Source organism: Paraburkholderia sp. SIMBA_054, from assembly GCF_046534875.1.
Classification (GTDB): Bacteria; Pseudomonadota; Gammaproteobacteria; order Burkholderiales; family Burkholderiaceae; genus Paraburkholderia; species Paraburkholderia hospita.
Genome location: NZ_JAWRXV010000010.1, coordinates 206449 through 231367 on the forward strand (window position 1 = coordinate 206449; position 24919 = coordinate 231367).

Annotated in this window: 20 protein-coding genes; 11 read left to right on the forward strand and 9 right to left on the reverse strand. The window is 60.9% G+C overall.

Translation table 11 applies throughout. From position 1 onward, the window contains the following. Positions 1-56: 56 nt before the first annotated feature. The 4 genes from gspG to SB822_RS15075 all read right to left on the reverse strand — a co-directional run bounded on the left by gspG (position 57) and on the right by SB822_RS15075 (position 9052). Positions 57-521: a type II secretion system major pseudopilin GspG gene (gene gspG, locus SB822_RS15060; RefSeq protein WP_039902143.1), complete on the reverse strand. Its 465-nt coding sequence runs from the start codon at positions 519-521 to the stop codon at positions 57-59. 74 nt (positions 522-595) lie between these two features. After that, on the reverse strand, positions 596-6202 hold the full coding sequence (locus SB822_RS15065) for a discoidin domain-containing protein (protein WP_410855056.1): 5607 nt from the start codon (positions 6200-6202) through the stop codon (positions 596-598). Positions 6203-6898: 696 nt separating this feature from the next. Next, on the reverse strand, positions 6899-8017 hold the full coding sequence (locus SB822_RS15070; protein ID WP_410855057.1) for a Gfo/Idh/MocA family protein: 1119 nt from the start codon (positions 8015-8017) through the stop codon (positions 6899-6901). Between the two features lie 45 nt (positions 8018-8062). Next, complete coding sequence (locus tag SB822_RS15075) at positions 8063-9052, reverse strand: zinc-dependent alcohol dehydrogenase family protein (protein WP_410855058.1); 990 nt, start codon at positions 9050-9052, stop codon at positions 8063-8065. A 324-nt stretch (positions 9053-9376) separates the two neighbouring features. Here SB822_RS15075 and SB822_RS15080 point away from each other — a divergent pair, with 324 nt between their 5' ends. From SB822_RS15080 to SB822_RS15090, 3 genes are all read left to right on the forward strand, one after another. After that, positions 9377-10486 carry an alkene reductase gene (locus SB822_RS15080; RefSeq protein ID WP_410855059.1) on the forward strand — a complete coding sequence of 370 codons (1110 nt, stop codon included), beginning with the start codon at positions 9377-9379 and terminating at the stop codon, positions 10484-10486. Between the two features lie 220 nt (positions 10487-10706). Continuing rightward, positions 10707-11936 (forward strand): MFS transporter, encoded by a 1230-nt coding sequence (locus SB822_RS15085; protein ID WP_410855060.1) that lies wholly within the window; start codon positions 10707-10709, stop codon positions 11934-11936. A gap of 181 nt (positions 11937-12117) precedes the next feature. Continuing rightward, positions 12118-12768, forward strand: coding sequence for an ureidoglycolate lyase (locus SB822_RS15090; protein WP_009770056.1), 651 nt, complete (start codon positions 12118-12120; stop codon positions 12766-12768). Between the two features lie 63 nt (positions 12769-12831). On the opposite strand, the gene SB822_RS15095 is transcribed toward SB822_RS15090, so the two are convergent. Continuing rightward, positions 12832-13104 carry an SDR family NAD(P)-dependent oxidoreductase gene (locus SB822_RS15095; RefSeq protein WP_410855061.1) on the reverse strand — a complete coding sequence of 91 codons (273 nt, stop codon included), beginning with the start codon at positions 13102-13104 and terminating at the stop codon, positions 12832-12834. Positions 13105-13160: 56 nt separating this feature from the next. Between SB822_RS15095 and SB822_RS15100 the strand changes: the two genes are divergently transcribed. The 3 genes from SB822_RS15100 (at position 13161) to SB822_RS15110 (ending at position 15400) form a co-directional block, all read left to right on the forward strand. After that, a complete protein-coding gene (locus SB822_RS15100; RefSeq protein WP_007739687.1) occupies positions 13161-13727 on the forward strand; it encodes a TetR/AcrR family transcriptional regulator in 567 nt (188 codons plus the stop codon). 178 nt (positions 13728-13905) lie between these two features. Continuing rightward, positions 13906-14331, forward strand: coding sequence for an organic hydroperoxide resistance protein (locus SB822_RS15105; RefSeq protein ID WP_007739684.1), 426 nt, complete (start codon positions 13906-13908; stop codon positions 14329-14331). A gap of 40 nt (positions 14332-14371) precedes the next feature. Beyond that, positions 14372-15400, forward strand: coding sequence for an alpha/beta hydrolase (locus SB822_RS15110; protein WP_009770053.1), 1029 nt, complete (start codon positions 14372-14374; stop codon positions 15398-15400). Between the two features lie 55 nt (positions 15401-15455). Here the strand turns inward: SB822_RS15110 and SB822_RS15115 are convergent, their stop codons facing one another. Both SB822_RS15115 and SB822_RS15120 read right to left on the reverse strand, forming a co-directional pair. Beyond that, entirely contained in the window at positions 15456-16178 is a 723-nt protein-coding gene (locus SB822_RS15115; protein WP_009770052.1) for a haloacid dehalogenase type II, read from the reverse strand. 31 nt (positions 16179-16209) lie between these two features. Continuing rightward, a complete protein-coding gene (locus SB822_RS15120; RefSeq protein WP_410855062.1) occupies positions 16210-17508 on the reverse strand; it encodes an L-fuconate dehydratase in 1299 nt (432 codons plus the stop codon). 150 nt (positions 17509-17658) lie between these two features. Between SB822_RS15120 and SB822_RS15125 the strand changes: the two genes are divergently transcribed. The 4 genes from SB822_RS15125 (at position 17659) to SB822_RS15140 (ending at position 22059) form a co-directional block, all read left to right on the forward strand. After that, positions 17659-18420 carry a GntR family transcriptional regulator gene (locus tag SB822_RS15125; RefSeq protein ID WP_007739671.1) on the forward strand — a complete coding sequence of 254 codons (762 nt, stop codon included), beginning with the start codon at positions 17659-17661 and terminating at the stop codon, positions 18418-18420. Positions 18421-18465: 45 nt separating this feature from the next. Beyond that, a complete protein-coding gene (locus SB822_RS15130; RefSeq protein WP_079502283.1) occupies positions 18466-19977 on the forward strand; it encodes a sugar ABC transporter ATP-binding protein in 1512 nt (503 codons plus the stop codon). Between the two features lie 19 nt (positions 19978-19996). Continuing rightward, a complete protein-coding gene (locus SB822_RS15135) occupies positions 19997-21022 on the forward strand; it encodes an ABC transporter permease (protein WP_007739668.1) in 1026 nt (341 codons plus the stop codon). A gap of 95 nt (positions 21023-21117) precedes the next feature. After that, positions 21118-22059 carry an ABC transporter substrate-binding protein gene (locus tag SB822_RS15140; protein ID WP_007739666.1) on the forward strand — a complete coding sequence of 314 codons (942 nt, stop codon included), beginning with the start codon at positions 21118-21120 and terminating at the stop codon, positions 22057-22059. Positions 22060-22131: 72 nt separating this feature from the next. Here the strand turns inward: SB822_RS15140 and SB822_RS15145 are convergent, their stop codons facing one another. Then, on the reverse strand, positions 22132-23097 hold the full coding sequence (locus SB822_RS15145) for a GlxA family transcriptional regulator (RefSeq protein WP_009770048.1): 966 nt from the start codon (positions 23095-23097) through the stop codon (positions 22132-22134). Positions 23098-23282: 185 nt separating this feature from the next. Between SB822_RS15145 and SB822_RS15150 the strand changes: the two genes are divergently transcribed. Further along, complete coding sequence (locus tag SB822_RS15150) at positions 23283-23921, forward strand: GNAT family N-acetyltransferase (RefSeq protein WP_410855063.1); 639 nt, start codon at positions 23283-23285, stop codon at positions 23919-23921. Between the two features lie 67 nt (positions 23922-23988). Here SB822_RS15150 and SB822_RS15155 read toward each other — a convergent pair whose 3' ends face one another. Then, positions 23989-24909: a hydrolase gene (locus SB822_RS15155; protein WP_410855064.1), complete on the reverse strand. Its 921-nt coding sequence runs from the start codon at positions 24907-24909 to the stop codon at positions 23989-23991. Positions 24910-24919: the final 10 nt, after the last annotated feature.

A 24919-nucleotide genomic window follows, 5' to 3' on the forward strand; every position in this document is an offset into this window, starting at 1 on the left:
GCTACTGGTTTGTTGTGGTCTGCTGCTGCCCCGTTGCCGCGCGCTACATGTGCGCTTCATTCACTGCTGATATCGGCATCTTCTCCCGTGCCGCCCGGCTGGCCGTCGCGGCCGTATGAGATCACCGCGTAGTCGCTCTTCGTACCCGGCACCTGATAGACATACGGATGTCCCCACGGATCGAGCGGTGCTTCTTTCTTCAGATACGGACCGGCCCATTTGTCCGCATTCGCGGGCTTGACGAAGAGCGCGGCCAGGTTTTCGTCGGCGGTCGGATAGCGGCCGACGTCGAGCCGGAAGTTATCGATCGACTTCGTGAAGACGTCGATCTGCGCACGCGCGATAGTCGCCTGCGACTTGCCGAGCTGCGAGAAATAGCGCGGCCCCACGAGCGCCGCCAGCATGCCGATGATGACGAGCACCACGAGCAGTTCGAGCAGCGTAAAGCCGCCCTGTTTCTTGAGCCGCGCGTGCCGCGATCCTCTCGCGTTGGCTGCACGGCGATGGTTGACAGACTGCATCGACACTTCCTTCAAAAAAAGTTGGACGCCCGCCAGGCGGGCGTCCATCCAACGTTGCTAAACCGGCGTGCGCGTTACTGACGCGCGCGCTGCGTCGACGAGACGTTGTTGTACACGCCGAACTCGAACAGCGAGTAGCCGTAGTCCGTCGAGCGCTTCGTGCCATAGAGGCGCACGTAACGCGCGGTCGTGGCCGGGAACGACAGGTCCTCCACGCCGCCCTTGCTGTCCGTCGTCGTGTAGACGGTGTTCGACCAGTCGACGTTGTCGTGCGAGGTCTGGATTTGATACGCAATCGCGTGCGCGTTCTCCCAGTTCAGCACCACGCGATTGAAGGTCTGCTCCGTACCGAGATCGATCGCAATCCACGAAGGGTCGATGAACTTCGACGACCAGCGCGTGCCCGTGTTGCCATCGACGGCCAACGTGGGCGGCGTGTTGTCGTTCTCGTCGCCGCTCGACGTCGCCGGCCGGTTCTGCGCCAGATTCACGCTTGCCGACAACGGCACGAAGTTCACGCTGATGCTGTGCTCCGCGATGACGTTCGTGAACGTGTACGTCGACTGCACGCCGAGGTTCTTGCCATCCACGGTCATCGAGCCCACGCCGTAGCCGGCTGCCGGCAGCGCCGTGAAGGTCTGCGAGCCACCCTGGATCACGCCGACTGCACCCGAAGGGCTGATCGTGCCGTTGGCGCTGCTGCTCGCCGTGACCGTCAGCTTCGGCGTCGCCGCCGAGTTGTAGACCTCGAACTCGAACAGCGAATAACCGTACTGCGACGCGCGCTTGACACCCTGCATGCGGACATAGCGTGCATTCGTGACAGGCAGCGAAATATCCTCGACACCGCCCGCGCCGGCACGTTGCGGGATGATGTTCGTCCACGTCTGGTTATCGTTCGATGCCTGAAGCAGATAGGCCTTGCCGTACGCGTTCTCCCAGTTCAGCACGACGCGGTCGAACTGCGTCTGCTGGCCGAGATCGACCGTGATCCATGCGTCGTCATGGAAGTCCGACGACCAGCGCGAGCCGAGGTTGCCATCGACAGCATTTTTGGGTGCATAGCCGTCGTCCTGCACGCCGCTCGACGTCGCGACCTTGCCGCGCGCGAGATTGGCGCTCGGCACGCCGCCATTGCCACCGTTGCCACCGTCGCCGCCATTACCACCATTGCCACCATCACCACCGTTACCACCATCACCACCGTTGCCGCCGTCGCCGCCATTGCCACCTGTTGCCGCGGTCACGGTCAGGATCGCCGTCGCGCTGGTCGCGCTGCCGCCGCCGTTGCTGACGACGACGCTATACGCGGCGCCGTTGTCGCCTGCGACCGTGGTCGGCGGCGTCGTGTACGTCGGGTTGGTCGTGATCGCCACCACCGTCGTGCCGCGCATCCACTGGAAGCTGAACGGACCCGTGCCCGTCACGCCCACCGAGAACTGCGCTGCCTGCCCTTCGCTGACCTTCACACTCGCCGGTTGCGCCGAGATGATGGGCGCATTGGCCGAATTGCCCGACACGCACAGCGACCAGCCCGGCGTGTTGTCGATGATGCCGGGAACCGACTGACCCGACGAGAACGCGAGATACGCCTGCGTCGACGCATTCGGCACACCCGTCGTGGTCCACGTTCCCCACGGAGCCGGGAACGCGCACGATGCGAAGTTCGAGCGAGCCACCGTCAATGCTTCGTTCTGCGTCGGCAGGCGCATGCCGATAGCCGCGCAATACTGCTTGGCGACCGTCTGCGTGAACTGCGCGCCCTGGTTCGGGAACGTCGTGTAGTACTGCTGCCACACGAGGCCGCTGACGTTGTCCTTCACGTTCGGCACATACGGGCCCGACGGCAGACCTGCGATCGTCGAAGTCCACGTGCCCGGCTTCGCGCCCAGCAACGTGAAGCGCTCGGTCTCGCTGCCGCATTGCGGCGCGTCGAACACCTGGAACTCGAACAGCGAATAACCATACTGCGTAGCGCGTTGCAGTCCGAGCATGCGGACATAGCGCGCCGACGTGCTCGGGAACACCGTCGTTTCCGTGCCGCCGTGACCCGCGATGATCTGGTCGTTAGGCAGAACGTTCGTCCAGTTGCTGTTGTCGTTCGATACCTGAAGCTTGTACGCCGACGCAGCCGCGTTCTCCCACATCAGCACGACCTTGTTGAAGGTCTGGATGGAGCCGAGATCGACCGTGATCCACGAAGGATCGATCTCCGGCGCCGACGACCAGCGCGATGCGACCGAGCCGTCCACTGCGTTCTGCGCCGTCAGGCCGCCGTTCTGGTCGCTGCTCGACATCGCCTTCGCGTTGAGCGCGAGGTTGCTGTTGTCCGCGCCGCTCACCGTCAGCGTGGCCGGGTCGCTCGTGACGCTGCCTGCGCTATTGGTGATCGTGACGGCGTAGTTGCCGCCATCGCTGCCCTGCGCCGACGCAATCACGATGCTTGCCGAGTTCGTGCCGTACGGCTTGCCGTCCTTGGTCCATTGATACTTCAGCGGAGCCGAGCCGCTCGCGAGCACGTTGAAGGTCACGCTCTGACCGAACGGCACGCTCTGGCTATGCGGCTGCGACACGATGACGGGCGGCGTCGCGACGCTCACCGTCAGCGTTGCGTCCGCCGACGTGACCGTACCCGCGCTGTTGGTCACGACGGCTTTGTACACTGAGCCGCTATCCGACGTTTGCGTCGCGGGCGTGTCATACACGGGCTGGTTCGCACCGGGAATGGCCACGTCATTCTTCAGCCACTGATACGACAGCACGGGCGAACCGGCCGCGACCACCGTGAATTCCGCGCTCTGTCCGCTCGTAATGCTCAGCGACAGCGGTTGCGTGGTGATGGTCGGCGCAGCCGGTTGCACGACCTTCAAGTTCGCCTCACGCGACGTGACGCTGCTGTTGGCGTTGCGCACGGCGACGCTGTAGGTGATACCGTTGTCGCCCGACTGCACAGCGGGCGTCGTGTACGTGTAGCCGGTCGCGCCCGGAATGGCCGCGCCGTTCTTCATCCATTGATAGCTGATGGGCGCCGCGCCTGCCGACAGCACGTAGAACTGCCCGCTCTGCCCTTGCGTGACGATCTGATCGGCCGGTTGCGTGATGATCTTCAACGCGCTGGGCGGCTGCGGACCGACCACGAGCGCATTGCCGTTGAAGGTTTGCTGCGCGTTCGTCGGCACGACGTTGAACGTCGCCGTGCCGCTGCCGAGGCCGGGCGATGTCGCCGTGACCGTGACAGCACCAGGCGTGAATTGCGTCTTGACCGCGATGCGCGTCACGCCGCCTTCGACCGACAGGTTCGGGTCGCCTGGCGCGTGATACGACAGCGGCTGGTTCGGCGTCACGTCATGGTCGGAGCCGCCGCGATACGTGCCCGGACCGCTTACGCTGAACGTCAGGGTCTGCGATGCGTCCGGCACGCGAATGTTGTTCGCATCGACGACCGTCGCCGTGATGACGGCGGCATCCGTGCCGTTCGCGGTCAGCGCGAACGATTCGCCGCTCGGCTTGACGAGTTCCGGTTCGACCGTCAACTGGATATGGTCGGCCGGACCTGCCGTCACCAGCGAGTCATACGCCGCGACCTGGCGGTTGTTGTCGAGACACTCCGCCGTCACCGTGCCCGGTGCCCACTTGATGTTGTCCCAATGCACCTGCGTAGGCAGGGACGTCGTGTTCTGGGTCAGATCGGTCGGGTCCATCGACGTCGGATTCGGCACCTGGTCGCCGCCAATCAGCTCGCCATTGAGGCGCAGCCGCACTGCGGGACAGTTGCTGAACGCGTTGACGGTCACGGTGCCGGCGCGGTTCCACGTGTGCGCGAGCTTGACCACGGGCTTGATCTCAAACGGCGTCCACGCCGCCTGATAGATGTAGTAGATCAGCCGCGGCAGGCGGTTCGCGTCCATCATCGACGCGCCATTACCACGCACGGCCTCCGGCGCGATGCCGTCGGTCTGCGTGTTGATTTCACCCGGCGTATCGGCCAGATACCAGTGCGCAATACCAAACGACTTGCCGGCTACGCTCTCCACCCAGGTCTTCAGATATTTGACCGCGAACGCCAGCTCGAAGTCGTATTTCCATCGACCGACGCCGTCGCCCCAATACTCCGAGCCCCAGGCCGGCGAATTCGGGTAGTCCTTCTTGACGTTGATGTCGCAGCCGTTGCCGCTACAGCCGAGAATGTCGCCGTTGTTCGGGTTCGGCGTGCGGTCGGCCTGGGCGCGCGTGTTGATCGGGTCCCACACTTGCGACAGCGACTTCAGCGATTGCGCGAATGCCGTGTCGGTTGCGCCGTTATCGGCTTCCCAGGCGAGCACAGACGGATGGTTGCGATCATGAACGATCATGTCGCGATGCAGTTCCGTCTTCAGCGTGACGTTGTTCTGCGTCATGCACTTGACGCCGGCAGCCGTCTCCGCCGTGCAGATGACGGCGAAGCCGCCTTCGCCTTCGCCGCTCGGCTGAACCATCATCACGCCGTAGGCGTCGGCGGCATCGAGAAAATCGCGGCCCTGGCTCGAATGGCCCGGACGGTACAGACTGCCGCCCGCCTGCGCGAGCAGGTTCAGGTCTCTCCATTGCAGCTCAGGCGGCACGGCCGAGCCGAGCGCCGGATAGTCGTAACGGCCCGAAGCGCCCCACAGATAGTGCGGGTGTCCGTTGATGATCGGGAAGTTCTGGTCCCACGTGATCGTGCGGATGCCGAGCGGGCTTTCCGTCGTATCGACGACCACGCCGTCGATGCTGACGGAGTGAATCACGCGGTACAGATACGGCTTGCCGTAGATGCTGTTGTTCGGATACCAGAGGTTCGGATTGGGAACCGTCAGCACCTGATCGAACAAGGTAGGCTGCAAGCCCGGCTGCACGTTGGCGGGCACGGTGCGCGTATCCTGCCCGGTCACCACGACGGTGCCGCCCGCGTCGACGATCTGCGTCGTCAACGTCACCTTCTGGTCGGTCGAGTACTCGTTCAGTACATTGGTCTGCACACGGATCGTCGCCGACGATGTGCTCGCCGTAACCGTCGCGACATACGTGCCCCACGTATTAAGCACGGCGTAGATGTTCTCGGGAATGTGCACCCGGTCCGTGATGTGCATCCACACAGGGCGGAACAGGCCCGTATCGTCCTGGCCGAAACGGAATGCGCCTGCGAAATCGGGCGACTCGAAGAACTTGTCGCCACGCGCAACCTTCACAGCCAGCACATTGTCCGTACCGTCGAATTTCACATAGTTCGTGATATCGACGATGAACGGAATGAACCCGAGCACGTGCGTCGCGTCCTTGTTGATCTGGCTATTGCCGCGAATCAGGGTCCCGTTGATATAGACCTGCGCACCCGTATGCGCGCCCTCGAACTCGATATAGATCTTGCGGTTCGCAAAGGACGGATCGAGCGTGAAGTGCTTGCGATACCAGTTGATGTTGCCCGTCAGGTATCCCTGATCGCCGCCCGACTTCCAGTTGAGGAAGGTGTCGTTATCCGACGGCGTCTGCGGGACGCCAACCTGCGCCCAGCCCGAGTCGTTGAAACCCGGCTGCATCGCGTTGGTGTCGTCATTGTCCTTGACGTACTTCCAGGGCGTCGCGCCCAGATTGATCCTGATGTGATTGGATGGCGGAAGCGCTTCGCTCGCGACAGCGTGAGTCGCAATGCAAAGCAACATCATCCAAAGTACTACTAAACAGCATGCAAGCTGCCCCGTAAACAACCGAACGCGATAGCGCATTATGGTTTCCTTGTCGTTCTTCCCGGTCTTTCTTTGAATAGATGTGGCTTTACGCTCACGCCATGCCGTAGAACGTTATCGACGCACGAGCACGCGCGCTCGCCGGTGCTTTAGCGCGACATGCGCGCCTGGTGCACCGATGAGTACGATTTCGCCACTTTTCAATTTTTGCCGAACGTATCAAATGCCAAGCAAACGTTTGCTCTTCAATTTGAATACGCTGGCTTAAAGACGCCCCAATCCCACTATTTAATTTTTCATGTGAAGGTGATAGTTGTTTTGATCTATTTCTTCTAATACATGGTGCCCGGTTTCGATCGGCGCAGCACGGAAACTGAAGTTCCCCGTCCCAGTGCAATTGTTGATGCTCCGATCGATCCTTAGCGTTGGCGCAGCATTTTTCTTTAGTTTTATGACAGCGACGTTACGAACAATTTCAAATGAGCAACAAACGCTTAAGCCTGTCACCTAATGGAAAGTTCTCAAATCATTTGCCATTTAGCACAAGCTTTCAGTCTGCTCACAGCCACTCATCCGGTCGGGCATTAGACATTCATCAAATTTCAAATGCAAGCACAATGTAGTCAACACGATGTTGCATAGTGGGCAACATTGCCCGACCGTCCCACTCTCGAATTACATTGTGGGATTCAACTGCGCGAACTCACCCGACGCAAAAGAGATCTGTGCGCTTTCGATAAGATGGTGCATATGCACTGCATCGGCGAAAGTCGGCGCAGTACGTGTGCCATTCGTCACGTCGTGCGCGTAAGCCCAATAGAGTTCTGCCAGCTCCAGTACGGCGGAAGGCAGATCCGATTCCGGCAGGCGCAAATAGTGGGTCGGTACTTCGAGCCGTTCGAGCAGCTGCTTGTCGCCGTGCGCACCGAGGATTGCATAGTCGTCACCCACATCGCCGAAAGCAGACGCGTTCGTGATCCGCAAATCGCCTTCCGTCCCGGTGATGTCGATCTGCACGCCTGAGCCGTTACGCTTGCCGCCTTCGATATGAACGGACACCACCGCGCTGTCGTTCAACATGCCGGCGAGCACGAGTTGATCGGGCGTCGATGTCGGTATCGAAACGCCTGTCTCCCGAATCGTCACCGACGGAAACTGGTTAGGCGTGAGTGCCGCGATGGAAACAGGCCAGCCGGTTCCCGAAAAGAGCATGTCGAGAAAGTGGCCGCCATAGATCGAAACCACTGATGAAAAGTTCTCCAGCGGCACAGTCCATTCGAGCGCGCGCGAACGCGTCGCCTGAAAGTAGTTCATGCTCACATGCATGCGTACCGAACGCAGCTCGCCGACGTAACCTTGCTGGATCAGGTCGCGCACATAACGGTTATGCGGCGCGAGACGTCTTTGCAAGCCGACGACATGACGCACGCCGCGTTCCTCGGCCAGTCGCAACAGTTCTTCTGATTCAGCGAGCGTAGTCGTCAACGGCCATTCGCAGTACACGTGCTTGCCCGCCGCGATTACACGCCTGACCGTCTGCGCATGTTGCGGAGCCGTGTTCAGCACGACCACGAGATCGATGTCGGGACTTTCGACGAGTTCGTCGATCGACTCAGCCACGCGGCCGATCCGATATTCGCGTGCTGCTGCTTCTGCGGCTTCGCGCCGATGGCTATAGATAGCTTGCAGCGTGTATTGCGGCAACAGATCGAGCACGCGCAGATGACCGTGCCTCGCCCAGTTGCCGACGCCGATCACGCCGACGCGCAATGGCACATTAAGTGATGCTTCCATGATCCTGAATTCTCCATTGAATGACAGACGGTGATGGCACGCGTATCACACCGACACCACGATGCGTCCAAAGTGCGCGTTGCGCTCGAGCACCGTATGCGCCTGCGCGATCTGCTCGAACGCAAAGCGATGCGCGATTACCGTCTTGAGCGCGCCCGACTGCAATCCGTTGAAGATGAATGCCGCCGCATCCGCCTGGCGTTGCGCGTCCGTGGTCGTCGAAAAGAGGTTGTAGCCATGCACGGTGATGCGCTTATAGAGTAGTGGCAACACGGGCAATACGGTGTCGTCGGGACTCAATGCGCCATAGAGCAGGATCGTGCCGCCGGGCCGCGTCGCGTCGATCAGACGCGCAAAGGCCTTGCCGCCGACAGGATCGAATACGAGGTCCGCGCCGCGTCCCTCGGTGATGCGTTGCACCGCTTCGACGAGATCTTCTTCGTCGGTGACGATCACGTGGTCGGCGCCGAGCGCGACAAGCGCGTCGCGTTTCTCACGCGTTCGGGTGAGCGCGACGGTCGTTGCGCCCAAATGCTTCGCCACCTGAATCGCGCCGATGCCCACCCCGCTCGACGCCGCGGGAATCAGCACGACATCGCCAGGTTTGACGCGCTCGTTTTCCGTGAATGCTGCGTAGGGCGTGACGAACACGTTCCAGATCGCCACCGCGTCTTCGTACGAAAGCCACGCGGGACTCTTCACGACAGCGTGCGCGGGCGCCAGCACGAGCTCGCCGTACACGCCGTAATCGTTCATCGAAAACGACGGCACCGTACTGACGTGATCGCCGACGGCCACATGCGTGACGTTCGCGCCAACGGCATCCACCACGCCGGACGCTTCATAACCGACCCGCGCCGGCAGCTTCGCCGGCTCGACGTACTCGCCGCGCCGCCACATCGACTCCGCGCGATTCAGGCCGATGGCCTTCACACGAATACGCACTTCGTTAGCGCCAGGTTCGGGCGTGCCGATTTCCGTGTACTCGAAAACCTCGGGACCGCCGTGCTGCGCAAAGGTAATGATTTTCGCCATGACTCGTTCCTTTCGTTCAATCCATCCATTACAGGCGCCTCGAAACGAAACGCCCCTTCAAGTGGTTCGAATTATCGGAATCGCTCTTTGCAGGATAAATGCGGCATCGCCGACATCACTGTTCTTTTGCCGCCAACAATCGCCTTTTCGACGGGCGAAGCCCCGTGCAGCAACGCTCGCGCGATTGCGGACACGGGTGTCCAAAGTGAGCGAACCCGTGGGCTGTTTTTCTGGCGCATCGCCGCATCTACATTAGCGTCAAGCGTCGCCGATCACCGGCATTACGCAGCAGCTTCCCTGAATCACTGGATTGTGGAGATTGAAATGTCCAAACTGTTTTCGAAAGTCGCGGTCGGTTCGTACGACATCGCGCACCGAGTGGTCCTCGCTCCCCTCACCCGCATGCGTGCCGAGAGCGGCGCGCGCCCCGGCCCGCTGATGGCTGAATACTATGCGCAGCGTACGTCGCCGGGTGCGCTTCTTATCGGCGAAGCCACGATCGCGGCGCCGAACGGCAATGGCTATCTCGGCGCGCCTGGCCTGTACGACGACAGCCAGATCGCCGGCTGGAAAGCCGTCACCAACGCGGTGCATGCGAAAGGCGGCAAGATCTTTCTTCAGCTTTATCACGCGGGCCGTCAATCGAATGCACAGTTGCAGCCCGATGGCGGCCGTCCCGTCGGACCGTCCGAAGTGCCGCACGGCGGCGTCGCGTACACGGAAGCAGGCTGGGTGCCCAACACGCCGAACCGCGCGCTGGAAACGGCGGAAATCGCGGGCATCGTCGAGAGCTTCCGCGCGGCTGCCGAGCGCGGCGTGAGGGCGGGCTTCGACGGCGTCGAATTGCACGGCGCCAACGGCTATCTGTTCGATCAGTTCCTGCAGGACGGCAGCAACAAGCGCACGGACGAGTACGGCGGCTCAATCGCCAACCGCGCGCGCCTGGTGCTCGATGCGACGCGCGCCGTGATTTCTGTTTGGGGCGCGGACAAGGTCGCAGTGCGTCTCGGACCGAGCGGCTCGTGGGGCGACATGTCCGACAGCAACCCGGAAGCGTTGTTCACGTATGTGGCCGACGAACTCGACAAGCTTGGCATTGCCTATCTGCACCTGATCGAGCCGCGCATCGCGGGCAACGTCGAGGATGAAGCGCGCGACCAGCAACCCGTCGCCGCGAAGTCGCTGCGTGCGCATTTTCGTGGGCCGATCATCGCGGCGGGCGGCTTCGATGGCGAAAGCGCTGAAGCGATCCTGCAATCCGGCGATGCCGATCTCGTTGCATTCGGACGCCATTTCATCGCGAACCCGGATCTGCCCGAGCGGCTGCGCAAAGGTCTGCCGCTGAACCCGTACGACCGCGCGACGTTCTTCGGCGGCACGGACGTGGGTTACACCGACTATGCGTTCCACGACGAGGCCGCTGTCGCAGCGTGAGGCGCGTGGGCCGTAACAGCTGATTCGTAGCGCAGCCGGAAGCGATCATGCATTCACGCATGGTCGCTTCCGGCGTCAATCGCCCCCGATAGTGCGCGTCAATTGACCTGATCGACGCCGCCTCTTTATTCCTCAGTTTTTTCCTCATTGCACTTCGCAGCCGCCACGCGCGATCCACTTCGCGCGCGCCGACGGCTGCGCGCTTGCTGGAGCTTTTCACATGAGCACCAATCAACCCGCGTCGCTCTCCGATGCGCCCATATCGTCTTCATCCACCGCGAGCCAACGACGCTGGCTCGCGGTGTTCTCCATCGCGCTCGGCTCGTTCGCTTTCGTGACGACGGAATACATGCCCGTCGGCGTACTGCCGAAGATCGCCGCAGACCTCGGCGTCACGCCCGGCACGGCAGGTCTGATGACGACCACGCCCGGACTCATCGCCGCCATCTCCGCGCCGATGCTGCTGCTCGCCGCGGGTCGCCTGAACCGGCGGTCGATTCTGCTGTTGCTGTCGGTCGCGCTGGTCGCGTCGAACCTCGTCGCAGCGCTCGCAACCAACTTCGCGACGATGCTCGTCGGGCGTGCATTGCTCGGCATCAGCCTTGGCGGATTCTGGACCGTCGCACTGGGCGTCTCGGGACAGATAGTCGCGGACGAAGAAAGCGCCAAAGCCAGTGCTACGATCTTCATGGGTATCACGCTCGCGACCGTCATCGGCGTGCCGCTAGGGACGTTCATTGCCGAACTGTCGTCGTGGCGCGTCTCGTTCTTCGCGACGGCCGCACTCGCGCTTGCAGCGCTGCTGATGCAGGCGACGCTGCTGCCCGATCTGCCGCCGCGCGCGGCTGCTCGTATCGCCGACTTCGGCCGCATGCTCACGCGCGGGACGGTGATGCGCAGCCTGCTGCTGGTCGCCTTGCTGTTCGGTGCGCACTTCTGCGCCTACACGTATATCGCGCCCTTTCTCGAAGACAACGCGTTGCTCAGCGCGACATGGGTGACGGCGCTGCTGCTCGGCTTCGGCATCGTCGGCTTCATGTCGAACTTCGTCGCGTCGGCGTTCGTGACATCGCATCCGCGGCTGTCGCTGTTCGCGATGACCGCGCTCGTGATGGTGGCGCTGGTGGCGCTTCCTTCGTTTGCGCACATGCACGGCGCGGTCGTGGCGGGGGTGCTCGCGTGGGGCATCGCCTACGGCGCGATTCCGCTGAGCCTGAGCGTGTGGATGCAGATGACTTCGCCGAAGCAACCGGAAGCCGCGTCGGCGCTGTTCGTCAGCGCCGTGCAGACGGCGATCGCCGCGGGTTCGCTCGCGGGCGGCGTGGCCGTCAATCATGCGGGTGCAACAGGCGCGATGCATCTTGGCGTGCTGCTGTCGGCATTGGGGCTTGCGGTGCTCGCATCGTTCGCAACGACGCGGCGCACGCTGGCAAGCGTGCTCGAAGAATGAGCGCACTTCCCCCTGCATGATTGTTTTTCGGCTGGTCGCTCGTTTGAACGAGGTGCGTGCGTTGGGGCTGTAATGACTATTCGCGTGCAAAGAAATCGTGCGCCAAGGATCAGCGGAAACGGCGTTCAAGTATCATCTTCGCGCACTGCCCCAATACTCCGACTCCTGAAAGGCTTTGACGATGTCCACACCGATCGACTATCTGAACCCGGCGCTACCTGAGGGACTTCGGCGCGTGACCATGCCCGTCGTCGATGCGACACCGGCGACACTCGACGGCTATGGCAGGCTCGTAGACGACCCGAACGAATGCCGGGTCGAAATCGTGCAATGGCCCGCGATGGGATCGAGACCGATCGATCCCGGCACGGGCGACGAGGCGGGGACGACGGAAGGCGTCTTCGTCAGCGAATGGCGCGGCGACATCCTCTACGGTCGCAACGAGGCCGTGGGCGGCCACTATGTGCTCGCGTACGCGACAGAACCCGACGAAGCGCGCGAAGACAACGCCGCGCCGCCCGAACGCATGCTGCTCTGGCACGCGAACTACCATCCGGACGGCGGACAGTTGTTCTTCCCTCTCGATCATCGGCCGTTCTATGTTCCACTGGCCTTGCCCGGCGACGATGTGACGCCCGAGAAGTTCGTGTGCTTTCGCTTCGATGGCCGGCAGGGTCTTTATATTCATCCGAACATCTGGCACGAAGGCGTGTTCACGCTTGGCGGGACACAGCGCTTCTTCGACAAACAGGGCGCGGTTCATGCACGTGTGTCTGTAGAGTTTGGGCGAGAGTTCGGTTGTCTGCTCGAAGCGCCTATCGTTTATCCGTGACGCTTGAGCGTCAGATCGAGGCGGCGGTTCGAGACGAAACCGCCTGCCAAACTGGACGCGAAACTAGAAAACCAGACCGCCCGCGACATCGAGGGTGGACCCCGTCACCCACGCGGCGTGATCCGATACCGCGAACGACACGGCAGCCGCAATGTCTTTGGGCAGCCCGGCGCGGCCAAGCGGCGTCTTCGCGATGAACGGCTGAATGAGGTCGCGCGGCAAGTGACTGTTGCCTTCCGTCTCCGTGAACCCCGGCGCGACGCCGACCACCCGAATCTTCCGCGCGCCGAGTTCCATGCCGAGCGAGCGCGTCACCACGTCGACAGCGCCCTTCATGAAGTCCTCAAAAAAAGTGCTTGACTGTCTATCTAGTAGTAGATAAAGTTCAACCCATGGAACCGACCACTACAGTTCGCGATCAGATTCTGGAGCACGCCATCACGCTGATGATGCTGCGCGGCTACAACGGGTTTAGCTATCGCGACCTGTCGGAGCTGGTAGGGGTGAAGACTTCGAGCATCCACTATTACTTCCCGTCGAAAGACGATCTGGTGCTCGAAGCCGTCAGCCAGTACAGCAACGAGATACTCGGCGCGCTCGGCTCCATCGAGTCTTCTCTTCCGGCGGATCAGAAGCTCGGCAAGTACACGAAGCTGTTCGGCAGAACCCTTGGCGAAGGCGACCAGATTTGCCTGTGCGGCATGCTCGCCGCGGATATCGAGGCATTGCCCGATAACGTCCGTACAGCGGTGCAGGCGTTCTTCAAGGCCAACGAAAGCTGGCTCGCGAAGGTACTGGCACAAGGCGTCAAGGAGCGCACGTTGCATGTCAACGGTAAGCCCGAAAACGCGGCGCGAGCGCTGTACGCCGCTTACCAGGGCAGCGTGTTGGCAAGCCGGCTATTCAGGACGAAGGCACGGCTGGAAGATGTCGAAGCTTCATGGAAGGTTTCGAAGTAGCGGTATTCGAGGCGGTTGCTGTAGACCGTCTTTTGTTGGACCCGGTTATCTATCTTCTAGTAGATAAATAACGGATGTAGAGAAATGTCGTTGAAGCATAGAAATTTGTCCAGTTGTCTATCTAGTAGTAGATAGTAAAATGCAGTTCACTCAACTATTGCCAGTCAGGAGTTACATCATGTCGATCGAAAAAGTTCTGTACCGCGCCCACGCTCACGCCACGGGAGGCCGCGACGGCCGCGCCATCGTCCCCGAAGGCAAGCTCGACTTCAAGCTGGTCACGCCGCGTGAACTCGGCGGCGCGGGCGGTGAAGGCGCGAATCCGGAACAGCTGTTCGCGGCAGGCTATAGCGCCTGTTTCCTCGGCGCGATGAAGTTCGTCGCGGCCCGCGACAAGACGGCGATTCCGGCAGACGTATCGATCGACGGCAGCGTTGGCATCGGCGCGATTCCGAACGGCTTCGGCATCGAAGTGGAACTGAAGATTTCGCTGCCCGGTATGCCGCGTGACGCCGCTCAGGCATTGATCGACAAGGCTCACATCGTGTGCCCGTACTCGAATGCAACGCGCGGCAACATCGACGTCACGTTGACGCTGGTTTGATCGACTTCGCCTCATAGACAGAACACTGGAGCGTAAAAAAATGAAAGCCCTGAAGCCACTCGTCCTTGCCGCCGTCCTTGCAGCAAACGCCGTGATTGCCGCCGCCGCAACGCCCACCACGCAAGCGACGCCCGACCGCGTCACGACGGGACTCCTGAAGCAGCTCAACAGCGGCACGGGTCCCGCCCTCAACACGCTGCCGCCCGCGAAGGCGCGTCAGGTGCTGGTCGATGCGCAGAACGGCGTGAAAGTCGACCTCTCGGGCATCGACGTATCGAACCGCACCATCGAAGAAGATGGTATCAGCGTGCCGATCACCATCGTGCGTCCGCAAGGCGCGACGGGCACGCTGCCGGTGTTCATGTTCTTCCACGGCGGCGGCTGGATCCTCGGTGACTTCCAGACCCACGAACGGCTCGTACGCGACCTCGTCGTGCAGTCCGGCGCGGTGGCCGTGTTCGTGAATTACACGCCGTCGCCCGAGGCTCGTTATCCCGTTGCGATCAATCAGGCGTATGCCGCGACGAAGTGGGTCGCGGAGCACGGCAACGACATCGGCGTGGACGGTAGCCGCCTCGCCGTGGTGGGCAACAGCGTGGGCGGCAATATGGCCGCCGTCGTCAGCCTGATGGCGAAGGACAAGCATGGTCCGCAAATCCGCTTCCAGGGCTTGATGTGGCCCGTCACCGATGCCAACTTCAACGACGGCTCGTACCTCGCGTACCGCGACAAGCATTTCCTGACCCGCGCGATGATGCAGTGGTTCTGGGACGCGTACACGAAGGACCCCGCACAGCGCGCGCAGATTTACGCATCGCCGTTGCGTGCGTCTGAAGAAGAGTTGAAGGGTCTGCCGCCCGCGTTGATCCAGGTCGCGCAATTCGACGTGCTGCGCGACGAAGGCGAGGCATACGGTCGCAAGCTCGATGCAGCGGGCAACGAAGTCACGACGACGCGCTACAACGGCACGATCCACGATTTCGGCTTGCTCAATGCCCTCGCTGCCGATGCACCGACACAGGCCGCGACGAAGCAACTCGCGAATGAGATCAAGACGCGCCTGAAGTAATCGTAGTTTCATTCAACGGCATGATGGCCTTGCGCGCCATCATGCCGCGTTTCGTTCACACGCCAAGCCGCTTCGCAAGATCCACAAGGTCGCTTGCGACCCAGTCCCAATTCCCTTCCGGCTGTAGATCGGTTGTTTGCGACGCGCCATGTTCATAGGGACGTGCGATGAACGCGGTTCTCAACCCGCACTTCTGCGCCGCTGCAAGATCGCTATTGTGCGCGGCGACCATGCACACCTCTGCCGGCGACAACGCCAGAATCTCTGCCGTGCGCAAATACGCTTCAGGCGATGGCTTATAGGCTTGCGCGACTTCCGCGCCGAGAATCGCGTCCCACGGCAAGCCGCCATGCTTTGCCATATCGATCATCAGTCTGACATTACCGTTCGACAGTGGCGCAATGATGTATTGCGACTTGAGCCGCGCGAGTCCATCGACGGTATCCGGCCATGGATCGAGCCGATGCCACGCCAGATTGAGATCGTCGAGTTCCGTAGCCTCGACTTGTTCGGCGTCGATGCCGAACTCGCGCAACACCGCTTCGAGATTCTCACGATGCAATACATCGAGCTTCGTGAACGGACGCTCCCCACTGCGGACCCGTTGCATCGCGGGCTGATATTGCGCGCGCCACGCATCCGCAAATGCGTCAGCGTCCTGCGCGTTTCGTCCATGCTTCTGCAGAAACGCGGCCGCTTCACGCGCGACGCCGCCTCGCCAATCGACGAGCGTGCCAAAAACATCGAATACGCAGGCCTTTACGTCAGCTGTTGTCATGTGGAAATCCAGTTGCAGTTGCTCGACGGCCTCAAGGCTGCCATGCCTCGCCATCGGGGAAGACATAGGTTTCGAGTGACGGCGCCTTCATTTCGATGCTGTATCCCGGCTTTTGCGGCGGCATATAGCGGCCATTGCGAATAACAACGGGATCGACGAAATGCTCGTGCAGATGATCGACATATTCGAGCACGCGGTTTTCCAGCGACGCCGACACGCAGATATAGTCGAATAGCGAAATGTGCTGCACGTACTCGCACAATCCGACACCGCCCGCATGCGGACATACCGGCACGCCGAACTTCGCCGCCATCAGCAGCACGACGAGTACTTCGTTCAGTCCGCCCAGACGACAACTATCGACCTGGCAGAAATCGATTGCCTTAGCTTGCAGCAACTGCTTGAACATCACGCGGTTCTGACAGTGCTCACCCGTCGCCACACCGATCGATCCCAGCCGCTGACGAATGGCCGCGTGACCGAGCACATCGTCGGGACTTGTCGGCTCTTCGATCCACCATGGGTCGAACTCCGCGAGACGCCGCATGTTCGCGACGGCTTCATCGACATCCCACACCTGATTCGCATCCATCATCAGCTTCAGGTTCTCGCCGATCTCTTCACGCAGGATGCGGGCGCGTCTTACATCTTCTTCAAGATTGCCGCCAACTTTCTGCTTGAAATGCGTCCACCCTTGCGCGACGCCTTCGCGCGCGAGCCGGCGGATCTTGTCGTCGTCGTAACCGAGCCAGCCCGCCGAAGTCGTATACGCCGGATAGCCTTGCGCTAGCATTTCCTTTTCGCGTTCGCCTTTAGTCTTCGCGTGCCGATTCAGCAGCGCCAGCGCTTCGTAAGGCGTGATCGCGTCCGTCACGTAACGAAAGTCCAGACAGCGCACGAGTTCTTCCGGGCTCATGTCGACGAGCAGCTTCCACACGGGCTTGCCAACCGATTTCGCCCACAGGTCCCACACGGCATTCACGACAGCGGCCGTCGCCAGATGAATTGCACCTTTGTCGGGACCGATCCAGCGCAACTGACTATCCGAAGTAAAGGCGCGCCAGAATGCCCCCATATTCGCAACGATATCTTCGAGCTTTTTGCCGACGATAAGCGGCGTCAACGCATTCACCGCTGTCACACAGATTTCATTGCCGCGCCCGATCGTAAAGGTCAGTCCGTGGCCCGTGAGCTGTTGCGGCGAATCGGTTTCGAGCGTGACATACGTGGCGGAATAGTCCGGCGCGGCATTCATTGCGTCGGAGCCATCGAGCGAACGGGAAGTGGGGAAACGAATATCGCGAACGGACAGCCTCGTGATCGTGGTCATCTGAGCACCCTCCAGGGATGGCTACCGGCATTGACCTGCTAGCGAAGAGGAACCGCCTGGTGCGTTCGTCAAAACAGTAGATCCGGGTACACCCTGATAAGACCTACCAGGCGTTTGCACGCGTTGACAACGCTCAATCCACTTCCTAGCATGCTAGCATGTCTTCTGGAAATCAAGCGTGCCGTGAGCTCTTCGTCAGATGTAGCGAATGCCGCCAGTAATCCGTATGTCGCACTGCAAAAGGTCAAAGGCGGCGAGCGTGGCAGCCTGACCGACGCGGTGGAACTGGCGCTGAGAGAAGCGATCGTGACATTGGTGCTGGAACCCGGAATGATGATCGACAAGCTGGCCGTGTGCGAGCGCATGGGCGTATCGCGCTTTCCGGTTTCCGCTGCATTGGCGCGGCTCGAGCATGCAGGCCTAGTCGAAGTTTTGCCGCAGCGCGGCACACGCGTCAAACCCATTGCGCTTCACGACATAAGCCAGCATCTGTTCATACGCAGCGCGCTGGAAGTCGAAACCGTGCGCGCCGTCGCGCTGATGCGTGACAGCGCGACAATCGACGCGCTCGCAGTCAATCTCGATCAGCAGCGCGACGTAGCCGGCAACGGGGAGCGTTTGACGTTTCATGTACTCGATCTGGCTTTTCACGAAATCATGCTCGACGCGGTGAATTTGCCGCGTGTGAAGGAAATCGTCGCTGTATCGCGCAATGCACTGGATCGCGCAAGACAACTGTTAGCAAGTCCGGAGCGGCTCGCGCATACGCTCGACGAACACGAGCGCATATTCGCGGCGATCCGCGTGGGAAACGCCGATACGGCTGCAAAAGCAATGCACGATCATCTCGACGAGGTGGTCGCCGAATTGCACCGGTCCGCGAAAGAAAGACCAGATCTTTTCGCACCTTAAGGACAAGGCAATGTCTCTGGCTTCTCTTTGCATGACTGCCGCGCCATGACTCCACTCATTTCCGTCAGCAAGCTCAACAAGAGCTTTCCGGGCGTGAGGGCGCTGCACGAAGTGCAGTTCGAACTCATGGCGGGCGAAGTGCATGCGTTGATGGGCGAGAACGGCGCAGGCAAGTCCACGCTGATGAAGATACTCGCCGGCGTGTACACGCGCGATTCCGGCGAAATGCTCTACGACGGCAAGCCCGTCGATTTCACCAGCCCACGCGAAGCACAGGCGGCAGGCATCGGCATCATTCATCAGGAACTTCAGCTGATGAACCATCTGACCGTTGCGCAGAACATGTTCATTGGCCGCGAGCCGCGCGGACGCCTGGGCCTGTTTCTCGATGAAGACAAACTCAACGCGCAGGCTCGCGAGATCCTCGCGCGCATGCATGTGAATCTCGATCCGCGTACCGTCGTCGAGTCGCTCACGGTCGCGAGCCAGCAGATGGTCGAGATCGCGAAGGCGTTGTCGTTCGATTCGCGCGTGCTCATCATGGACGAGCCGACCTCGGCGCTCAACGACGCGGAGATTGCCGAGCTTTTCCGTATCATCCGTCAACTGAAGGAACGCGGCGTCGGCGTCATCTACATCTCGCACAAGATGGATGAGCTCAAGCAGATCTCCGACCGCGTCACCGTGATGCGCGATGGTGAATATGTGGCCACTGTGTCGACGGCTGATACCACCGTGCCCGCGATCATCGGCATGATGGTGGGCCGCACGCTCGCCGACGTCACGCCGTATCAAGGCACCGAATGCACGGGCGACATCGCGCTCGAAGTGAAGCATCTGAACGCCGGTCCACTCGTCAGGGACGTGAGCTTCACGCTGCGCAAAGGCGAGATATTGGGCTTTGCGGGCCTGATGGGCGCGGGCCGCACGGAAGTCGCGCGCGCGGTATTCGGCGCGGACCCGATCGAGTCAGGCGATATTTTCGTGAAAGGCGTAAAGGCGCTCATCAAAAGACCCTGCAATGCCGTCGCGCACAGCATCGGCTATCTCTCCGAAGACCGCAAACGCTTCGGCCTTGCAACAGGCATGGATGTCGAATCGAACATCGTGATGTCGGATCTCGGCAAGTTCCTGTCGCTGCGTGTGTTTCTCCGCCGCGCGCAGATACGCAAGCGAGCTTCGCATTTCATCAATCTGCTCGCGATCCGCACGCCTTCCCCGACACAACCTGTCAGGCTGCTGTCGGGCGGCAACCAGCAGAAGATCGTCATTGCGAAATGGCTGGAGCGAGATTGCGACGTACTGTTCTTCGACGAGCCGACGCGCGGCATCGATGTCGGCGCAAAGAGCGAGATCTACAAGCTGTTGCGCTCGCTCGCAGCGCAAGGCAAGGCCATCGTAATGATCTCGTCGGAATTGCCGGAAATTCTGCGCATGAGCGACCGTATCGTGGTGATGTGCGAAGGCCGTATCACTGGCGAGCTTTCTGCCAGCGAGGCCACGCAGGAAAGCATCATGCATCTCGCGACGCAGCGCGAATCCTTGAAAACAGCATGAGCCTGAAGAGGTCAGATCAATGACATCGCAATCGGATACAGCGGCACTGTCCAACGAAGGAAGATTATCGGGTTTCAGAGCCCGTCTCTTCTCGCCGACGGCTTTGCAAAAGCTGCTCGCGTTCACAAGCCTGATATTGCTGCTGATCTTTTTCAGCTTCGCGTCGCCCGCCTTCATGCAGATGGACAACATCCTCGGCATTCTGCAGGCGACGGCCGTCAATGGCGTGCTGGCCATTGCCAGTACTTTCGTCATTATCACGGGCGGCATCGATTTGTCCGTCGGCACGTTGATGACGTTTACGGCTGTCATCTGCGGCGTGTTCCTGACCTACTGGCATTTGCCGATGTGGATGGGCGTGCTCGCCGCCATCGCGACGGGCGCACTGTGCGGCACGATCTCCGGCACGTTGACGGCGAAAATGAAAATACCGCCGTTCATTGCGACACTGGGCATGATGCTGCTGCTCAAAGGGCTTTCGCTCGTCGTGTCGGTCGATAAACCGATCTATTTCACCGACACAGAGAACTTCTACATGATCTCGCAGGATTCTCTGATTGCATATTTCCTGCCGGGCGTGCCCGTACCGAATGCCGTCCTTATTCTGTTCGTGCTCGCCATCGTGAGTTCCATCACACTCAATCGCACGGCGCTCGGCCGCTATACATTCGCACTCGGCAGCAATGAAGAAGCCGTGCGTCTGTCGGGCGTGAACGTCGACAGATGGAAGATCGCGATCTACGGCCTGGGCGGCGCGATTTGTGGCATCGCTGGGTTGCTGATCGCATCGCGTCTGAATTCGGCGCAACCGGCCCTCGGCCAGGGCTACGAACTGGAAGCGATTGCGGCTGTGGTGATTGGCGGCACGTCGTTGAGTGGCGGATCGGGCACGATACTCGGCACCATCATCGGCGCATTCATCATGAGTGTGCTGACCAACGGCTTGCGCATCATGTCGGTTGCACAGGAATGGCAGATCGTGGTGACGGGCCTCATCATCATTCTCGCCGTGTACGCCGATATCTTGCGACGCCGAAAGCGCTGAGCCTGCACACGACAATAGAAATCAAAGAAAGGAGAGTACCGAAAGGCTCTCTCAACGGCTGGAGGTTGATAGCCCACCTTAGGAGGAGAAACCCCATGTTGAAAAGAAAAGTACTCAGTATCGCGATCGGTGTCGGCGCACTCGTCGGGGCGAGCAACCTGGCGTACGCGGACGAGCCCTACATTCCGCTCATTTCGAAAGGCTTCCAGCATCAGTTCTGGCAGGCCGTGAAATCGGGCGCGGAGCAATCCGCGAAGGCAAACAACGTGCGTATCACGTTCGAAGGCCCGGAAACGGAGGCAATGGTCGATAAACAGATCGACATGTTATCGGCTGCACTCGCGAAGAAACCGCAGGCACTCGGCATTGCCGCGCTCGACAGCAAGGCGGCCATTCCGTTGCTCAAGCGTGCGCAGTCCAGCAAGATTCCCGTCATCGCGTTCGACTCTGGCGTCGACAGCGATATTCCGCTGACGACGTGCGCGACGGATAACCTCGCAGCCGCTGCGCTCGCCGCGGACAAGATGGCCGGGATGATCGGCAATTCGGGCGAAGTCGGTGTCATCGTGCACGACCAGACGAGCCGCACGGGCATCGACCGGCGCGACGGCTTCCTGAACGAAATGAAGTCGAAGCATCCGAACGTCAAGATCGTTTCGGTGCAATACGGTGGCGGTGATCACCTGAAGTCGGCGGAAATTGCCAAGGCGATGATTCAGGCCAATCCGAACATCAAAGGCATTTTCGGCGCCAACGAAGGTTCGGCGGAAGGCGCGGCAATCGGCGTGAAGGAATCGGGCAAGAAGCTGGTGCTGATCGGCTACGACTCAGGCAAGGAACAGAAAGAGGACATCATGTCCGGCCTGATGGCGGGCGCGATTACGCAAAACCCGGTGGGCATCGGCAAATGCGTGATCGACTCGGCCGTGAAAGCGCTCAAGGGCGAGAAGCTGCCGAAGAAAGTCGACACCGGCTTTTACTGGTACGACAAGACGAACATAAATGATCCGAAGATCGCTGCTGTACTCTATGACTAAGTAGCGTGCGATGAAAGAGGAAGGCTTCGGACCTTCCTCTTTCATTTTTATCGAACGCCGCACACGTCGCTATTAGCGCAAGTCCGCGCGCAACTCACGCACGCCCCTTCCCAAACGCTGCCGCAACAGCGTTCTCAGCGTCGCACCGTCGACATAACCCACTTCAGCCGCAATCGCTTCGAGATCGAGACCGCTGCCGTGTAGAAGCGATTGCGCGCGCTCGACGCGCAAGTCCTGAAAGTACGCGAGCGGCGATTTCCCCAGCACTTCCTGGCAGCGGCGCTGCAACGTGCGCGCGCTCGTCGCCAGTGCGCCGGCGGCGTCCTGCAGCGAGAAACCCTCCTTCAGATGATCTCGCGCCCATCGTTCGAAACGCTGCATCAACGGGTCCGCCAGCGCCAGATGATTGGGAATGATGTACGGCGCCTGCAATGAGCGGATATCGGCTAGCAGGTAGCGCGAAACGAGCGTCGCCAGTTCCGGACTCGCCTTGCGGATCAACCAGAGCGTGAGGTCGAGATGCCCTAATGCGGCGCCCGCCGTCACGCCGATATCGGTTGCGACGAGCATGCGCGATTCGTCGAGCGAGACCTTCGGATAGCGTTGCCTGAAGAGCGGCGCGAGCGACCAGGTCGACGTCGCTTCGCGATGATCGAGCAGACCGGCTTCGGCGAGCAGAAACGTGCCGATACACGAAGCGGCGATCAAGGCGCCTTCAGCACGCCATTTCAGCAATTGTGCGGTGGCCTGCTTCACGTCCGCTCGATCCAGCGCGGGAATCAATTCGTCCGGCGTCGTCTTGCCGAGCGCGGGGACGATGACCCAGTCCGGCTTCAGGTCCGGTGTGATCGCCTGCACGGGAATCGTGAAACCCTGCCCTGAGCGCACGCGCTTGCGCACACCCACGACCGTGACGTTGAATTTCGGCGTTCCGCCCATCATGCGTGAAGCGAGCTTGTTCGCGGCGCCGAGCGCGTCGAGCGTAACGGCGAGCCCTGTATCGAACAGTCCATCGAGTGCGAGCACGGTAATGCGCATGGCGTAAATGACCCTGACGTTGTCATATGCGACGATACCGCTTTTTCCGGCTGATGGCCACGTTGATCGCCACCGCGCGCAGTTTTCGCGCGCGAGCACAAAGAGAACCTCACGATTTTTACGACATTTTTTCTTGTGGCCCGTAATGACCAATTCTAGACTTCACGCAAGTCAGGAGAGACACAATGTCGGAACGACGCGCGACAATCGAAAAGCACATGCCCCTCGCTTATCGCGAGCGGAGCACCGGCAGCGTGGTGCTACGACGCTTCGATCCGTCGCGCGACTCGTACGAGCAACTCACGACAATGCTGCATCGCGCGTTTGCGCGGCTCGGCATGATGGGGTTGAACTGCACATGTGTGGATCAGGATGTCGCTGTCACGATGAGACGTGCTCAAACTGGCGACTGCTTCGTGATGGTCAGTGGTGGAAAGATCATCGGCACGATGACGCTTTATGCGAGCGACAGCGACTCGCTCTGCGAGCATTATCACCGGCAGGATGTCGCGACGATTCGCCAGTTAGCTATCGATCCTTCGTGGCAAAACCGCGGCATCGGTAAATCTATGCTGGCGTTTGCCGAGCATTGGGCTGCGACGCGCGGTTTTGCGGAGTTGGCGCTCGATACGCCGTATCCGGCTGCGCATCTCGTTGCCTTCTATCGCGGGCAGGGCTTCCGCATCGTCGACGCGATCCGCTTCACAGGCAAGGTGTACGACAGCGCGATTCTCAGTAAAGCGCCCGTCGTCGCGCGTACGCTGGCCGCGTGGACGCATCAGATCGCGTTGCCAGGCGCGCGCCTCGTTCGGTTCGCGGCGTGAAGGTCAAGTTCGGAATGGCCGTGTATGTCAGCGCGTTGTTCTCGTAGTTCGCTGCGTGCTGTTTCAATCAACACATCAAACGCATCCCCGCGCAACGATCCAGCCAGTCGAGCACGACACGCAATACGTCGTCGCTGTTCTCATCCATCATCATCATGTGCGTGTTGCCGCGCATGCCGAGCGCGGGCAGATCGATACGCTCGCCCTTTCCGCCCGCCGTATTCCACGCCTCGATCGACGCACTCGCGCGAGCCGCGTGCGCACGCCACGCTTCGTCCTCTTCGATGAAATCGCCGAACACGACGAGTGCGGGCGTGCCCGGCAAACCGGCATCGAACGAAGCAGGGACACCGTGCGGTTCGAGCGCGACGCAGGCGCGCACGAGATCGCGCGCCGCGCCGGCTGCATCGAAAACGAGACCTCCGCCCTGACTGAAACCGAGCAAGGCGCACGGTCCGATACGCCGCACCACATCGATCAACGCCTGTCTTTGCAGCGCGCTCGTACCCGGCCAGCGCGGCACGGTTTGCGCCGACAGGCCTTGCATCGCATCGAGCGGAAAGCGGTGACCGGCGTAACCAAAGCGATAGATCTTCGCGGACTCTTCGTCGCTGCGCGATAACGGACGGTCGAGCCTGATACCGTCGAGCGCGCAGAAGCCGGCACGCCCGCGTTCGACGTTGTCCACCACATACACCGACACACCCGCTTCGAGTAGCCGCTGAAGCCAGCCGGGCCTGCCGTCCGGCGTGTCTTCCCACATCGCGCCCGTCAGTCCGCCGCCATGCATCAGCACGAGCGGTACTGCATAGCGCGGCGTGGCCTGCAGAAAGTACTGCACGTAGGCCGCCTCGATCCAGTACGTGCCGTTCGGATCGTAGTCACGCGTCGACGTCGACGACAGCATGACGCGATACGGCGCTTGCCCCGTGATGTTCACGCGCCGTCCGCCCACGAAGAAACTGCCCGTTTTCTGAAGCGTGATCATCGGTCGTCCC

Excerpts from the sequence above, each read along its gene's own strand:
- gspG (WP_039902143.1), bottom strand. The coding sequence starts at position 521 with ATGCAGTCTGTCAACCATCGCCGTGCAGCCAACGCGAGAGGATCGCGG.
- SB822_RS15065 (WP_410855056.1), bottom strand. The coding sequence starts at position 6,202 with ATGATGTTGCTTTGCATTGCGACTCACGCTGTCGCGAGCGAAGCGCTT.
- SB822_RS15070 (WP_410855057.1), bottom strand. The coding sequence starts at position 8,017 with ATGGAAGCATCACTTAATGTGCCATTGCGCGTCGGCGTGATCGGCGTC.
- SB822_RS15075 (WP_410855058.1), bottom strand. The coding sequence starts at position 9,052 with ATGGCGAAAATCATTACCTTTGCGCAGCACGGCGGTCCCGAGGTTTTC.
- SB822_RS15080 (WP_410855059.1), top strand. The coding sequence starts at position 9,377 with ATGTCCAAACTGTTTTCGAAAGTCGCGGTCGGTTCGTACGACATCGCG.
- SB822_RS15085 (WP_410855060.1), top strand. The coding sequence starts at position 10,707 with ATGAGCACCAATCAACCCGCGTCGCTCTCCGATGCGCCCATATCGTCT.
- SB822_RS15090 (WP_009770056.1), top strand. The coding sequence starts at position 12,118 with ATGTCCACACCGATCGACTATCTGAACCCGGCGCTACCTGAGGGACTT.
- SB822_RS15095 (WP_410855061.1), bottom strand. The coding sequence starts at position 13,104 with ATGAAGGGCGCTGTCGACGTGGTGACGCGCTCGCTCGGCATGGAACTC.
- SB822_RS15100 (WP_007739687.1), top strand. The coding sequence starts at position 13,161 with ATGGAACCGACCACTACAGTTCGCGATCAGATTCTGGAGCACGCCATC.
- SB822_RS15105 (WP_007739684.1), top strand. The coding sequence starts at position 13,906 with ATGTCGATCGAAAAAGTTCTGTACCGCGCCCACGCTCACGCCACGGGA.
- SB822_RS15110 (WP_009770053.1), top strand. The coding sequence starts at position 14,372 with ATGAAAGCCCTGAAGCCACTCGTCCTTGCCGCCGTCCTTGCAGCAAAC.
- SB822_RS15115 (WP_009770052.1), bottom strand. The coding sequence starts at position 16,178 with ATGACAACAGCTGACGTAAAGGCCTGCGTATTCGATGTTTTTGGCACG.
- SB822_RS15120 (WP_410855062.1), bottom strand. The coding sequence starts at position 17,508 with ATGACCACGATCACGAGGCTGTCCGTTCGCGATATTCGTTTCCCCACT.
- SB822_RS15125 (WP_007739671.1), top strand. The coding sequence starts at position 17,659 with ATGCTAGCATGTCTTCTGGAAATCAAGCGTGCCGTGAGCTCTTCGTCA.
- SB822_RS15130 (WP_079502283.1), top strand. The coding sequence starts at position 18,466 with ATGACTCCACTCATTTCCGTCAGCAAGCTCAACAAGAGCTTTCCGGGC.
- SB822_RS15135 (WP_007739668.1), top strand. The coding sequence starts at position 19,997 with ATGACATCGCAATCGGATACAGCGGCACTGTCCAACGAAGGAAGATTA.
- SB822_RS15140 (WP_007739666.1), top strand. The coding sequence starts at position 21,118 with ATGTTGAAAAGAAAAGTACTCAGTATCGCGATCGGTGTCGGCGCACTC.
- SB822_RS15145 (WP_009770048.1), bottom strand. The coding sequence starts at position 23,097 with ATGCGCATTACCGTGCTCGCACTCGATGGACTGTTCGATACAGGGCTC.
- SB822_RS15150 (WP_410855063.1), top strand. The coding sequence starts at position 23,283 with ATGTCGGAACGACGCGCGACAATCGAAAAGCACATGCCCCTCGCTTAT.
- SB822_RS15155 (WP_410855064.1), bottom strand. The coding sequence starts at position 24,909 with ATGATCACGCTTCAGAAAACGGGCAGTTTCTTCGTGGGCGGACGGCGC.